The 14,117-nt window shown below is 71.6% G+C and carries 9 protein-coding genes; 1 reads left to right on the top strand and 8 read right to left on the bottom strand.

The window, feature by feature from the left end; all coding sequences use genetic code 11:
* The first annotated feature begins 117 nt into the window (after positions 1–117).
* Positions 118–2,616 (top strand): hypothetical protein, encoded by a 2,499-nt coding sequence (locus ABZV34_RS30195; RefSeq protein WP_356283492.1) that lies wholly within the window; start codon positions 118–120, stop codon positions 2,614–2,616.
* An 18-nt stretch (positions 2,617–2,634) separates the two neighbouring features.
* Here ABZV34_RS30195 and ABZV34_RS30190 read toward each other — a convergent pair whose 3' ends face one another.
* From ABZV34_RS30190 to ABZV34_RS30155, 8 genes are read right to left on the bottom strand one after another with little or no spacing between them, the layout of a single operon-like run.
* Positions 2,635–3,720 carry a hypothetical protein gene (locus ABZV34_RS30190; protein WP_356283489.1) on the bottom strand — a complete coding sequence of 362 codons (1,086 nt, stop codon included), beginning with the start codon at positions 3,718–3,720 and terminating at the stop codon, positions 2,635–2,637.
* A 49-nt stretch (positions 3,721–3,769) separates the two neighbouring features.
* Positions 3,770–5,368, bottom strand: coding sequence for a phage tail protein (locus ABZV34_RS30185; protein ID WP_356283486.1), 1,599 nt, complete (start codon positions 5,366–5,368; stop codon positions 3,770–3,772).
* A 2-nt stretch (positions 5,369–5,370) separates the two neighbouring features.
* Entirely contained in the window at positions 5,371–7,164 is a 1,794-nt protein-coding gene (locus tag ABZV34_RS30180) for a hypothetical protein (protein ID WP_356283483.1), read from the bottom strand.
* Complete coding sequence (locus ABZV34_RS30175; RefSeq protein WP_356283480.1) at positions 7,161–9,452, bottom strand: baseplate J/gp47 family protein; 2,292 nt, start codon at positions 9,450–9,452, stop codon at positions 7,161–7,163. The genes ABZV34_RS30180 and ABZV34_RS30175 overlap by 4 nt, the downstream gene beginning before the upstream one ends.
* 1 nt (position 9,453) lies before the next feature.
* The gene (locus ABZV34_RS30170) at positions 9,454–12,678 is read right to left on the bottom strand and encodes a baseplate J/gp47 family protein (protein WP_356283478.1); all 3,225 of its coding nucleotides are present in this window, start codon (positions 12,676–12,678) and stop codon (positions 9,454–9,456) included.
* Complete coding sequence (locus ABZV34_RS30165; protein WP_356283475.1) at positions 12,675–13,115, bottom strand: GPW/gp25 family protein; 441 nt, start codon at positions 13,113–13,115, stop codon at positions 12,675–12,677. Before ABZV34_RS30165 ends, ABZV34_RS30170 begins: the two co-directional genes overlap by 4 nt.
* 1 nt (position 13,116) lies before the next feature.
* Positions 13,117–13,395, bottom strand: a complete 279-nt coding sequence (locus tag ABZV34_RS30160) for a PAAR domain-containing protein (RefSeq protein WP_356283472.1) — start codon at positions 13,393–13,395, stop codon at positions 13,117–13,119.
* 47 nt (positions 13,396–13,442) lie between these two features.
* Positions 13,443–14,096, bottom strand: coding sequence for a phage baseplate assembly protein V (locus ABZV34_RS30155; RefSeq protein ID WP_356283470.1), 654 nt, complete (start codon positions 14,094–14,096; stop codon positions 13,443–13,445).
* Positions 14,097–14,117 lie beyond the last annotated feature (21 nt).

The raw sequence follows: 14,117 nt of genomic DNA, 5'->3' as shown, positions 1-14,117 counted from the left end.
CGTTCATGCACCAGCCGATCGTGTTGTCGGTCACGCACGCTGATCCACATGGGGGAACTCGCGGCCCAGGCTGCCGCGCTCCCTGCGTGACATGTGAGCCGATTCCATGCTGATGCCATGCCCAACCTCACTCCAGCCCGCATCCTCCTTGGTCACCAGCCGGACAGGTTGCTGATGTCCCGTGACGGCCGCCTGCTTTACGCGGTCTGTGCCGCTGACGACGTCATCTGCGTGATCGACACAGCCATCGGCCGGCTGACGGGCACGATCGCCTGCCCCAACCTGCGCCGGCACGCCACTCTCACGCACGACGGGCGCCTCTATGTGATGGTCGATGAGGGCGTCGTGGCGATCGTCGACACCGTGGCCCGGTCGGTGACCGGCACCATCACGCTCGGCGGTCGCCCTTCCGAGGGCGTTGTCGCCCCGGACGGTCGGCTCGCCTATCTGCCTCTGGGGAATGTGCCGCTGGAGGGGCCGATGGGCATCGCGGTGGTCGACACTGCCGAGAACGCGGTCACCGGCACGTTCGAGATCGGTGTTCTGCCGTCCCTGCTCGCGATGTCTCCCACCGGCGATCGCATCTACGCGGTCGACGAGAGCGGATCGATGCTTGTGGTGGTGGATACACAGACCATGAGCGTGCTCGGCACGGTCGGCGTCGGTGCGGACATGGAGGGGATCCCGGGTCTGGCGGTCGGCCCCGGCGGTCGGCAGGTCTTCGTGCCGGCTTTGGAATCGGGCACGCTGCGCCTCGTTGACGCCGACAGGTTCGCGGTGACCGCCGAGGTCAAGGTCGGTGCCGGGCCCAGCGATGTGGCGGTGTCACCCGACGGCAGGAGGCTGTACGTCGCCAGGTCCGCCCAGAGCATCACCGTCGTCGACAGCGCCGACATGTCCGTCATTCGCGAGTTCGCTGCGGAAGGGGTGGACCGCCTGATCATGTCTCCTGACGGGGAGCATCTCTATGCCTCCTCCATCGGCGGCCAGTCGGTGCTGGTCTTCCCGACCCGGTTCCGTCCGGTGGCCACCGCCGGCAAGTCGGAGGGGGTGGCCATGAGTCCCGACGGCCGGCATCTCTTCGCCACCCTCGGCGAGGGGAACGCGGTATCGGTCATCAGCACTCCGGAGAAACGGATCCCTGTCGGCCTGCGGCCGACGGCGGTGGTGGCTCCGGGAGACGGCCGTGAGGTGTACATCGCGGACACCGTGGGAGGGAAGGTCGTCGTGATCGACTCCTCCACCGACGAGGTGGTCAACACCATCGCCTTCGAGGACCCGTTCGACCTGGCGGCGGACCCGAGCGGTGCACACGCTTACGTCGTGGGGCCCGACCGGATGTCGGTGATCGATACCCAGAGCCGCGCCATTGTGGACCACATTTCCGTCGGCCCTTCGGGGAGCAGCCGAGTTCTGGCGACGGACGGAAACCGCGTCTGTGTCACCGACCCTCAGACAGGTACGTTCACCGGATACTCCACGCAGACACTGCTGGCGGATGTGACGTTCACGCCAGGGCAGGACGTAGCCGAATTCTTCATGAGCCATATTGCGCTGGCGGGCAGTGGGCACCAAGTCTTCGTCACGGGCGGCGACACCGTAGTGGCCGTCGACATGGACGGCGGGCCCAGCGAGGGGTTCTTCACTGTCGAGGGTGCGCGTGACATGGCTGTGAGCCCCGCTGGCCCTGTCTTCGTCACCAGGCCGGGTATGGACGCGGTGACGGTCATCGACCCCGAATTCCCGGCCCTCGACGGTGAACCGATCACCGTCCCCGGCGGCCCCGGCCCCGCGGTGGTCAGCCGTGACGGGCGGAGCCTCTTCGTGGCGGGAGTCGTCGACGGCCACGTGAGCGAGGTGGACATCGCCACCCGCACGACGAACAAACGGGTCCCAGCGTGCTCCGACCCGGATTCGCTGGCCGAAGTGGCGGACGGTCGTCTGTATGTGGCCAGCCCCGTGACCGGTACGGTCTCGGTGGTGCAGGTTCGGGAGATGACGATCGGTGTCGGCGGCAGGCCGACGGGCATCGCGATGTCCCCGCACACGTCGCGTGCATACGTGGCGAACTCGTCGTCGGGGACGGTGTCCGTGATCGATCTGGTGACGAGGGCAGTGGTGGGGGCTCCGTTCGCGGTGGGCGGTGAGCCGGCCGGGGTGGCGGTGGCTCCCGGCGGGGGGCTTTTGTATGTGGCCGACGGTTTCAACGGCAGTGTCGTGGTGGTGGACGCCGTTACGGGCGCCGTGCTGAGGACGCTGGAGAATGTCGGTCTGTTGCTGCGGGGTCTGGCGCTCTCCCCGGACGGGGCATTGTTGTACGTGGCGGACGCGCAGGCGCAGAAGGTGCTGGTGGTCGATGTCGGACAGCAGAAGGTGACGGGGTCGGTGAGTCTTCCGAATCCGTTCGGGCTGGCGATGGCCGAGGGCGGGGACAGGTTGTTCGTGACGCTGCCCGGAGAGCGCAGTCTGGCCGTGGTCGATCCGCGGACCCTGCTGGAGTCCGGTGCGCGGATCCGGCTGGAGACCGCCGCTCACGGTGTCTGTCTGGCTCCTGGTGGTGGCCGGTTGTATGTGACCGATCCTTCCACCGATCTGGTGTCCGTCGTGGAGCTGTGACCGGCCGTCAGGTCCGGGTCAGGGCGTGTGGACGATCCGGAAGTCGTTGATGACTGCCTTCCCGGTGAGGGCTTGACCGGTGTCCGTCGTCTTGACCGCCTCGGCGACGATGTAATAGCGGAACCTGGTGTTGTGGACCTGGGCCCGGTCCGGCTTTGCCATGGCCGTCATGTCGAAGAACGCCTGATTGGGGCCCTTGGGCACCCGTAGGACAGCGATCGGTTCCGTGGGGCCGTCGCTGCCGTTGAGCGCGATCTCCTTGCGGGAGAGCGTGATGGTCAGGTTGCGGTCGGGGGCCTTGGTGCCCGAGGCCCTGAACTCGGAGATCAGGCTGTCCTGCGGAAGAACCACATTCATGATGCCCGAACTGGTGACGCCGCCGCTGGTGGGAGGCGAGGAGAAGACGTCCGATGCGCGTGTCACCGCACAACCGTCCTCGTGCGTCCAGGCACGCTGGAAGTCGTCGTTCATCCACATCAGATTCGGCGTCAGGGTGAGGTCGGCCGGCTGGGACGGGCCGACGGGTCCCTCCGGCCGCAGCTGCGGTACGAAGCGCCGGACCTTCGGGTCCAGTTGCACCCCGCCGGCCGCCGGAATACGGACTCCGGCCAGTACCACCCACGGCTCCGACGTCTGGGCAGGCGCGGGTTGCCCGTCGGGCATGGCCTGTGGATCCGGGGCCGTGTAGATCTCCGGCAGCGTATCGAGCAGCCCCAGGCTGAACCCCTCCGTCGTACGCGTCTGCCCGGCCGCCCCACTCTCGTCGTACCGAACGGCGATGAAGAACAGGTGTGCCGGGTCCAGCGGGCCGACCGGCGCGAGCGTGCGTACGTCTACCCGTACGGGGTCGTCGATCGCGATCTCGTCGCCCTGCGGGGACAGGACGAAGCCGGGTGAGATGTCCACGGTTCCGGGGATCGGGGTGTTCTGCGTCTGTGCCGTCCTGACGTCCGCCCCGAACACCAGACCCCAGCCGTGCAGGAGACGGTTGTGCCGGCGTTTGCGTGCCAGGGCCCAGGTGTTCCACTGGCCCAGGTCCTCCGGACCGACAAGCTGCCCGGTGAACCAGAGCGGACGTTCGGTTTCCTCTACAGGTGTGGGCATGAGGTTCCTCTCTGCAGTGTTCTTGCTTGCGGCGACGGGGCCGCGGGGCCTACTCCGCCGGTTTCAGCCGGACCTCGGCGACCACATGGGCAGGGCGCTCGCGTTCGACGACCTGCCGCACCGCGGCGAGCGCGGGCGCGTGCTCGGCCGGGACCAGCACGAGAACGCGGTGAGCGCACTGCGCGTACAGCGGCAGTCCGCGATCCCCCGCGTCGATCAGCCAGGATTCGTCCAGAACGGCCGTGCTGCCGAGCACGGGCGGTTCCGGCCGCGCGGTGAGCCGGGTGGTGGAGCCCAGCACCGAACTCCCGGGATCCCCCAGCTTCCAGACCCCGGCGTCGAGCAGGGGCTCGTGGACCTCCACCTCGATGCCGCCCACCTCGCGGCGCACGGCCTCCACAAGTCCGGCCGGAGTACCCCGCCGGGCGTGCGCAGCGACCGCCTGTGCCACTTGCTCGCGTCGCCACCGCACCCGGGACGACGGTGCCACCGGATCGAGGGCGTCCAGACCTGTGTCCACCCACGCGGCCAGGCGCGACAGCCAGGGCGCGTCCTCGCGGTCCGGGGCCACCGCCGGGTCGAGCAGCTCGGACAGCCGGTCCAAGTCCCTTGTCACCTCCTCGTACACCGAGGAGAACAGCCCCAGCAGCCGCCCCAGTTGCCCGGTGCCGTCGTCGTCCCCCGTGTACACGGCCGGCAGCTGGTCCAGCAGTCCGCGCCCGGAGCGCAGGACCCGCACATCGCTCAGCCGAGGTGTCGAGCATCCGTCTCCGACCAGCTCGACCGCCACCCACAGGGCGGGCGCGAGGTCCTGGGGCACCGCGAGTACGCGTACGTCGGGGCAGTCCAGCGGGCCGGCCCGCCACCGTTCGGCAGCTGTGGGCACCGGGGCATGGTCAGGGTCCGTGGCGTCGCGTGCTGTGGGGGCGGGCGGCTCGGGAGCGGGGACGTCAGGACCGTGGGGGGTGCCGGAGGCGAGCGTCCAGATGCGTACATGCGTGTCAGAGGGGGCCGGTTCGGCGAGTTCGACCTGCACCCGGTCCCAGCGGGCGTGGCCGTGAGGGTGTGGTGCAGGCATCACGATCACGCTCCAAGCCGCCCGCAGCGGCGCGGCGGGCCGGTACAGCCCAGCCGGACCGGCCAGTAGCAGTCGCCCGCGGTGGTCGAGGGCGACACCCGCCAGGCCCGCGATCACCCCGGTCAGCCGCGCTTCGGGCTCCGCCGCGTCCTCGGGCACCAGGAACACGTCGCCCGAGGATGTGACGGCCACGAAACCGGATCCCCAGCCGTCGGGGGCCGGCGCGGCGGCCACCCCGTCCACCCGTGTACGTGCGGCGAGCAGAGCGGGGTCTTCCGGGGCCTCCGGGGGCACCTGCGCGTCCTCGGCCTCGGCTGCCCGGCCGTCCTCGCCGACCCGAACGACACGCTGGCGACCTGTATCGATCACGGTCACGCTGCCGTCGGCCTCCGCTCGCACTTCGACGGCGCCGCCGGCAGGCCGGAAGGCGAACGGTGCCCACGGCTCCCCGACAGGGAGCCCGATGACAGGCAGCAGTCGGGTGTCGCCCTCACGGCCCAGCGTGCCGCCCGACGCGCCGGGCCAGCGGCCTTCCTGGTTCAGCCAGCGATACGGCGTTTCCTGGGGCACGGTCAGCTCTCCACGCCGACCCAGGCCACGTTCCACCCGAGCGAGCCTCCCACGAGCGCAGGGAGGTCGTCGTTGAGCAGCGAGGCCGGGTTGAGCTGTACCGATGTGGCGGGGTTGGCGGGATCGGGATCGGACGCGGTCACCCCTGAATGCAGGGGGATGACGACGACCAGGCTGTTGGTGGCGGAGCTCTCAACGTAGGGAGTGCCGTCGAGGACGGCGTCGCCTTCCTCCGGTGGCGGCAAGGGTGTGTCGCGGCGGCCTTCCAGGCGCAGCAGATACGTGGGGGAACCGGTGAAGCCGCCGGATCGGGTGTCGATCTCCGTCCTCAGGCCCATGACCGACCCGCCGTCCGTTTTGACCAGCGTCCACTCGGTGCGACCGGGGGTGGTGACACCGGCCGCCACATGGGGGGAGATCCGCAGAGGCCGCCGGGACGACGGGTCGGGCGATGCCGTCAGTGTGCAGTCCCGCACGTGGACGGTCGCCAGTTCCAGGTCGAAGCCGTTGCGGACCGCCTCCTTGGGCAGCCATTGCAGGGTGGGGTCGTTGTCCAGCCGGACGGCGCCAAAGGACGCTCCGGCACCGTCGCGGGTGTGGACGGTGGCCTCGTCGTCCTCCGTCCAGCGCAGGATTAGGCGGAACTCCTGCGGATGGCTCTCAGGGTCGTCCGGTTGGCCCTCGAGGTCGCCGGTCACAGCGGGCACGTCGAGTTTCACCTGCCGGGTCAGCAGCAGTTCCCGGCCGACTGCGTCCAGTGCGTAGCCGGGCATTACCGTCACCGAAGGGCTTCCGGCCTCGCCGCTCACCTCGATCCCGCGGCTGATGCCCCAGCCGTGCAGCGTCCGGTGGTGGAGTTCGCGCAGTGCCCGTTCGGCGTGGACGAGTTCCATCAGGTCGGCGGCAGCCAGCACCTGGTGCTCGAAGAAGGCCGGACGGGATACCGAGGGCAGGGGGGCGGTCGGCTCGTCCACGTTCAGGGTCTCCGCTCTTTCGTCGGGGAGGGCCATGGTCTCGGTGGTGCGGGTCGCGAGCGGAGCGGGGCCGATCGCGACCGGAGGCACGTCGACGACGGCCGTCCAGACGATGTCGACGGTGGCCTTGGTCACCTGCGACAGAACCGGGTTCTGATCCGCCGGTCGTCCGTGACGGACCAGCAGCGTGAAGCTGGCGGAGTCGGGCGCCTGGACTGCGATGGTGGTGCTGATCGTCGTCAGTGGTGGCGGACCGTCCAGGGAGGCGATCACCGTGGGTGTGGCTGCCAGGTCGCTCGGCAGGGACACGGTCGCCGACCAGCACAGCTGCGTACCGGAAAGCTGAGCCGTGGCTTGGGACAGTCGGCCGGTCAGCAGCTGTGTGGTGCCGGGCCGTAGTGCGATTGTGCGCAGGCCGGTGGTCTCCACGGTGGTGGCGTCGGGCGCGAGCCGGCCTAGGACGACATCCGTGCCGGGCTCGGCCGCCGTGTGGGGGCCAAGGAGCCACGGCCGGGCACGCGGGCCCGTGCCGATGGCGCGCAGCACCACGGTGACCACGGCGTCGCCCGGCACGAGGGTGTGAGGTTCCGTCAGGACCAGCAGGTCGCCATCGGCGGTGGCGGCGATGCCCGGTGTGACGCTGAGGGTTCTTCTCGGGGTGGTCTGCAGGGCGGGTTCCAGTCCGATCAGAACCCCCTGGCAGTGGTGGGCGGACCGGACGTGATCGGCCAGGCTCAGGTCGAGCGGGCCGAAGAGAGCGGCCAGATCGGCGGAGCGCAGCGGCTGTCCCTGCTCGAAGGCGATGCGGTCCACGGCGGTCATGTCCTGGCTCCCTCGGCGATGTCGAACGTGTGGGCGCCTGGCACCACTAGGCCGTCGGCGGGCACGGGTAGGCCGGAATGATGGCGGTCGCCATCCGTGGTGAGGAGCGTCAGGGCGCTGATGTGATCTACACCGGGGACCTCGTCGAGGACCTGCATCACCTCGCTGCGGTGGACATCACGGCCGAAGGGCCAACCGCCTGCCCTCGGGCCGCCGGTGAGGGGATGGAGGAACCGGTTCAGGGCGGCCATGGCCGCCCGCGTGGTGGCCGCCTGGTCGGCACCGGGGCGCAGGACTGCGGTCACCTGCGCCGCGACCGGAACGTAGCGCGGGCCGGTGACAAAGACACGGGTGCCGACCGTCCGGCGGGTGGCGAGCCAGGAGCGGACGGCGTCCAGCAGTCCGGCCGAGGGCTCGGGCCGGGCCTGCGGCAGTTCCGGAACGATCACTACGGTGAGGCACCCCGCGGCCCGGTGGCCCGGCACCCGTGGGTCTGTCTCCACGAAGGCCCGCGCCCGTGTGATCGACGTTCCCGGGGTGGCGAGTGCGCACCGCTCGAAGTCGGCGAGCGTCACAGCCCGTTCGGGGACGTCCAGATCGCGCACCAGGTTGCGATCGAGTTCGTCCAGCGAGGAGGCGCCGGCCGCGGTGAGGGCTTGGCACAGCCGCTCGTGGACCCAGACCGCCCGCTCCGCACGGGCTGCCGCGGCGGCGACGTCCTGCGGCTCGGCGCCGCCGGTGGGCGCGACGGCCAGGGTGGCTGTCGGGTCGCTTGGTGTTGGAGGCCGGCCGAGCAGCGCTTGATTGCGCGGGCTCGGTTCCAGGGCCCAGTGAAGGCCGGGCGCGGGTTTGCCCGCACCGCTCCCGCCGCCGACCGAGCAGATCGCCAGTACCGTCTCACCCACCTCCGGCACCGCCCCGTGCCGCCCGTCGCCGAAGGTGAGCACACCGGTGGACGGGGCGAGCACCGCGTGACGGTCTGATCGTCCCGACGCGTCGAGATCGGGCATCAGCGTCACCCGGCGCGCATGGAGGTCGGGTGAGCACAGCCATACCTCGGCACGGTCTGCGGGCACGGTCCCCACCACGGGCAGGGCGAAACTCTGTTCGGGGGTGCCGTCGCCCACTCCCGCTACGACGGCCTCGACCACCAGGCGGCCCTGCGACTGTCCTTCGGGCTGCTGCCATTCGAGGACGCGGACCAAGGGGCCTGCCTCCGTCGCGACTCCCAGGCGCAGCCCCTCGACCTGTCCCCGCGTGTTCACGCAGAGCACGAGGGGGACCAGAGCCGGTGGCTGGGGCATGGGACCGCCGGACGGGGTGACACCGGCGGCGACGGTGAAGGACCCGACGGCGGTCTCGGCCAGTTCCGCGCGCACGGCGTCCACGGTGATCCCGGTCAGGAGCGGTGGCGCGTCATGGCGCCCGCGATCCTGGCGGCAGCGGATCCAGGCCCGTTCGGGAAGGACTCCCAGCGCCTCCGGCGCCAGCGGCTGCGCCAAGTGGAGTACGACGCCGGCGCCACGGGTCAGGGCACGCGTGCCGTCGACCACGTCGGCGGCATCGAGGTGCTGCCAGGTACCTGCGCGGCGTACCTCCCACACGGTCCGGGCATCGTGGTGGGGCGTCTTGGGATCGTCGTCCCGAGAGGCGGCGGACGTCCCGTCGCCACACCGCCCCTGGTCCAAGCCGAGGTACAGGGACAGCCGTGTGCCGGCGGGCAGTTCCCGATCCAGCCCCAGCACCAGCGCGGCGCCCGGTCCGGGGTCCGGCCCCAGGGCGGGGTATGGGACGCCCGCGGCGAGAGCCGCGGTGCGGTCGGTCCACCCCGCAGTGTACCGCGTGTCCTCGGCGGTCCCGTCGTCGACGCCCGCCACCGTGAGGGCGGCGCCGGTGGGACGGACCGGGTGCAGCGTCGTGAGTCTTGGTGAGGGCCCCGCCTTCGGCCCTTGGGACGTCGGGCGGGAGGCGGACAACACCAGGCCGGCGGGGAGTTCCACCGGCTGCGCGGGATTCCCGCTCAGGGCGAGGACGGCTGTGGCGTGCCGCGCTCCCCCGGGCGGATGGCCGATCAGGGCGAGCAGTTTGCGCAGGAGGGGATCGGTGGTCCGGCCTGCCCGGTACATGCCTGCGTCCACGTGCCAGGCGAGCAGCTCCAGCAGGGCGATGCCCGGGTCGGAGACGTTCTGGTCGGTCCAGCGCGGAGCGACCAGAGGGATCAGCGCCCTGGCCTCGGCCACCAAGTCGGGCCATCGGCGGGTGTCGAGCACGGGTGGGTGCAGAGGCACTTCACGCCTCCCTTCCGAAGAGCTGTACGGTGACCGGTCCGGCGCACACCACCGTGTCAGGCTCGATCTCGACACGGTCGCCTGCCGGGCTGCCGCCCACGTCGAGATTGAGCCGGGTGACCACGTCGACGCCGGGTACGGCCTGGAGCAGACGGGCCACGTCGCAGGCGTGCACCGCCCGGCCGAACGGCCATCCCTGTCCCTGCGGGCCGCCCGCCACCGGGTCCAGGAAGCGGTCGAGTTCGGTCTGCACCTCCGAGCGGACCACACCCGGTTCCGCCGTGTGCGCCGCACGCACCTCCACCGTCACTCCCACCGGCCGGTAGCGCGGCCCCTCGACCACCAGTCCGGGCACCGCCGTGGCGGGCATCCTGGCCGCGACCGCGTTGCGTACCAACCGCCGCAGCTCGCCGGAGGGCGTTGGCCGGCGCGACCCGTCGCGCGGGATCACCATGAGCCGGACCGCCCCGGCGACTGCCCGGCCGTGCCTGTCGACGGCTCCCAGCGCCCGTGCGTACGCCACTGCCGGACAGGCCTCCGTCACGAGCGACTCGATGTCCTCGCGCGTCACGCCGAGCCGCCGGTGCCTGAGGATCGCGGGCCCCCGGGCGAGAGCCGCGGCGAAGGTCTCTGCGTCGGCGCCGCCGGCGGCCGGACAGGGGTTGCTCACCCCGGAGACTCCGGCCGCACCCACCACCTGCGTGATCGCATCCGCCGCGACATTGCCCGCCGCGCCGCCGCCCGTGTGGTACGAGCGCAGCACTACGTTGCCCTCGCCCCGGGGAGCGGGCATGCCGTGCCCTTCTCCGCCGAACAGGATGCGTCCCGAGGCGTGATCGCAGGCGAAGACACGGTCCGTGGGCCCGGCCGCGCTCAGGCTGGACACCTCCGTCCACCGCACCCACGCCTCCACGACCCGAGCGGTGCGCGGGTCCACCACGGTACGCACCCGCTCCTGCCCGGAGGGTCCGAGTTCCTGCCGGAGCAGCGGAAGATCGACACCAGCACGGATACCGTCGCGCTCCTGGATCTCCAGCACGATGCCCTCGAGCAGGGGAGCGTGCCGGCTGCGGAACACCTGACCGGCAGTCCCGTCGCCGGATCCGAGCAATTCGTCGGTCACTGTGAGGGACTGGCGGGCGCAGACCGCGTTGGGAGCCAGTACGAGCACTGTGGCCTGTGCCGGGTCGGCGTCTGCGGGCAGCCGAGCCCGCAGCCAGGTCCGGGGCGTACCGAATCGGGCGGGCGGGGCGTCACGTAGCTCGCCGCCCGCGTAGGCACGGGAAACAGGGTCGCGCAGGGTCACCGTCTCGTTCTCGGTGGCGTCCACCACCACAGCCTCGCTGCCGCGCAGGTCCGACAGCATCAGCCAGTCACCGGGGGAAAAGCGGGTGGCGGCACCGCGCCCCCGGAGGGTGACGGAGCGCCCCTGGGCTCCGACGAGGGGTGCTCCCGCCGGGCCGCCGATGCCCAGCCACTGGAGGTGCACGATGCCTGAACGGGCGAGTCCCGCCGTCGCGTCCTCGTGGGCGAGCGCCACCCAGTCCGTGCCGTCGTGCCCCTCCCACACCAGCCGGCCCGGCGCCGGCAGTGCCCCGCCCTCGTCGAGCTCCGCGTACAGGCCGATCCGGTCCGCGGGCAGGTCGCCGTCGAACCCGAGGTAGACGGCCGGGGTCTCGTCCGGCAGGAGCCGGAAGAGCGGCGCGACGGTCCCCAAGCTGCCGACCGTCCCCTCCCGCCACACGTGGTCGTCGAGGACCAGGACGTGCTGGGGCGGCCCGGCAGTGGGGGTGTAGAGGTAGGAGATCTCGATGGGCCCCAGGACGGGAGGCCTGGGCTCGACGATTGCGAGCTGCTGCGTCTCCTCGCCGCTGGGCAGGGTCAGGATCCGCAGGTTCGCGTAGGCGCCCGCGAACAGCCGGGCCCGGAGCCAGCGGTGCTCCTCGCCGGCGACAGCGAGGGGGGCCCAGCCCTGGGGAACGCTGAAGGTGATCGTGCCCTTGCCGACCAGGTCGCGTGGCCGTGCGCCGTGCGTCTGGGTCCTCTCCGTCAGGGGCGACAACTCGCGCCAGCCGGATCCGTCGAAGAACTCCCATGCCACTTGGGGCGGGCCCAAGGGCGCGGCGCGGCGTTCGGGAGGGTCGATAGCAGGGGGTGGGGCGACGAGGTCGGCCGACTCGGCGGCTGTCGCTGCGCGTTCGAGTCCAAGGGTCACCACGGCGCCGGGCCTGGCGAAGACCGTGTCGCAGGCCAGGTGGAAGACGCTGCCCAGCTCGGGCGCCGGCCCGAACGGGGCGAACTCCTTGGAGATGTCGACCGGCAGCCCCTCGGCCACGGCCCGGTCGGGCCGCAGCCCGGCGGGCACACTCTGGGTGCTGCCGATGAGCGTGATGCCCGCCAGCTCGGGCAGCACCAGTCCGGGCGCGGGCACTACGGGTGAGGTCAGGCGGGCACGCAACCAGTGAGAGGTGATGCCCCGTACCTCGGTGGGGAGGGCCTGGGCGGACGGGACGACCAGCGTGACCGTCCCCGAACCGGTCAACCCGCGCGTTCCGTCACGGGAGTGGCCTGGATCCTCGCCCCACGGGGCGAAGGCGCGCCACGAACTCCCGTCCCACCAGGCCCACTCCAGCCGCAGCGGCACCGAGGCAGCGGTGGCCAGGCTGATCCGGACGTCCACGGCGGAAGGCCCGGCGAAGGCCAGCAGACTGTCGTGCCCCAGATACAGTTCCCGGCGGGTCCGGCGCAGACCGGTGAAGAGGGTGAACGGCCGCCGTGCGAGCGCGTCGGCCGAGTGGTCCGCCGCGCTGTCCGACCCCGGCAGGACGCTCCACACCTCGGCCAGCGGCGCCGACATCAGACCGACGCCGCTCTCCGTCTCGAAGGGCAGCGGATCGGTGCTCCCCGCTACGGCCGCCCCCAGTCGCGTGCCCGCGGCCACCCGCCCCCCGACCGCAGCGGGGAGCGGCTCCAGCAGCACCGGTACGGAGGCCGCGCGCGGCGGCAGCGGCGACACACCGATCCGGTCGAGCAGCGCGGCGAGTTGCAGGTCCGGCAGCGCAGCCAGCCGTTCCGCCAGGGAGGCCAGCAGGGCGGCCAAGGCGTGTCCGGCGGCCGCCGACACCTCGTCCGCGGTCGGCTGCCACTCCGGAACCCAACCGGTGCGACGGCGCATCAGGAGGTCGAGGATCTCGGCGCGTCCGTCCGGTGGTGGGGACGCGGTCACTGCTGGGCCTGCTCACTCAGATAGAAGGGGTACACCAGGTTGTAGAAGGTGTTGGTGGTACGGATCCGGTAGGCGACCTCGATATCGAGCCGGCCGGTGGCCCGGTCGGCCAGGGTCACCGTCACGTCCCCGATGTCGATCCGCGGTTCCCAGGTGATCAGGGCCTGTTCCACGCGGTGTCGGACCAGCGCCGCGGTCGTGGTGGACAGCGGCTCGAACTGCAACTCCTCCAGGCCCGCCCCGAAGTCGGGGCGCAGGACACGCTCCCCGCGACGGGTCCCCAGGATCAGCCGGATCGACTGGCGGACCTTCTCCGGGCCGCCCGCCCCGGCTACCTCGCCCAGCGGGCCGAAGCCGACCGGCGAGGCCCAGCCGTGCCCGAGTACGGACCTGTCGTTGTCCGGCCCGTCTGGGGCGGACGACGGATACACGTCCATGTCAGCCGCCGATCACTACGGTCGGGCAGCCGGCGACGATCGGCGCTCCGCAGCCGGCCGTGTCGCCCTGGCGCAAGGCGCCGCGCCCTGCGACCAGCACGGTCGCGGAACCCTTCGGGAAGGGGCTGGGCGGATGGGTGGCCGGCGGCGGGAACGCGCAGCAGTGGATGTCGCCCTGGACGGCGGCCGGCAGGCCGCCGATCATCACATTGGCCACGCCGGGGCCGGACACGGCTCCCGGATGGGCGGTCGGCTCGTTGACGCGGGCTGCGAGCGGCACGGGCGGCTCCTGTCTGCTCGGGGATCGGTGCCGGACGGGTGCGACGGTCAGTTGATCTTCACCATGGCTCCCTGGACGGTGCAGGTGGCCTGGGCCTTGAGTGCGGCCCTGGTTCCGGAGGCGGTCATCGAATCGGCGGCCTTGAGCGTGATGTCGAGGCCGCGCGCCTCCACCGCCCGCTTGCCGGACAGGGTCACGGTGCCGGTGGCGTCCAGGGTGACCGAGGCGGCGCCGCCAGCCACGGAGATGGTGATCCCGTCCCTGGCCAGTTTGATCGAGTGGCCCTGCTGGTGGCGTACCACAACCTCGCCCAGCAGGTCGTCCATGGAGAACTCGTGGCCCTGCGGGGAGCGCAGCACGCGCTTGAACCGGGCGTCGGTCGGCAGGCTCACCGGCGGCGGTGAGACCATGCTCCACAGCCCACCCAGCACGTACGGCTCTCGGACGTCCCCGTTGTGGAAGCCCACCAGGACCTCGTCGCCCGGTTGCGGGAGACACCAGATGCCGGAGCCGTCCCCGGCCACCGGCGCGCAGACCCGGGCCCATGGCTCCACGCCCGGCAGCCACGCGTATCGCACCTGGACCCGGCCGGCGTGGGTCAGATCCAGGTTCTCGACCACGATGGCCGGCGCGACGCCGGACATACGGGGATCGCCAGACGTCTGCGACTCGTCCAGGGCATCGAAGAACGGCTCGAACACGGGGAAACCTCCGGGGGATGG

The sequence above is a fragment of the Streptomyces sp. NPDC005195 genome (assembly GCF_040608315.1).
GTDB classification, from domain to species: Bacteria; Actinomycetota; Actinomycetes; order Streptomycetales; family Streptomycetaceae; genus Streptomyces; species Streptomyces kaempferi.
Note: the sequence above shows the minus strand (reverse complement) of the source record. Positions and strands in the feature narration are given on the sequence as shown.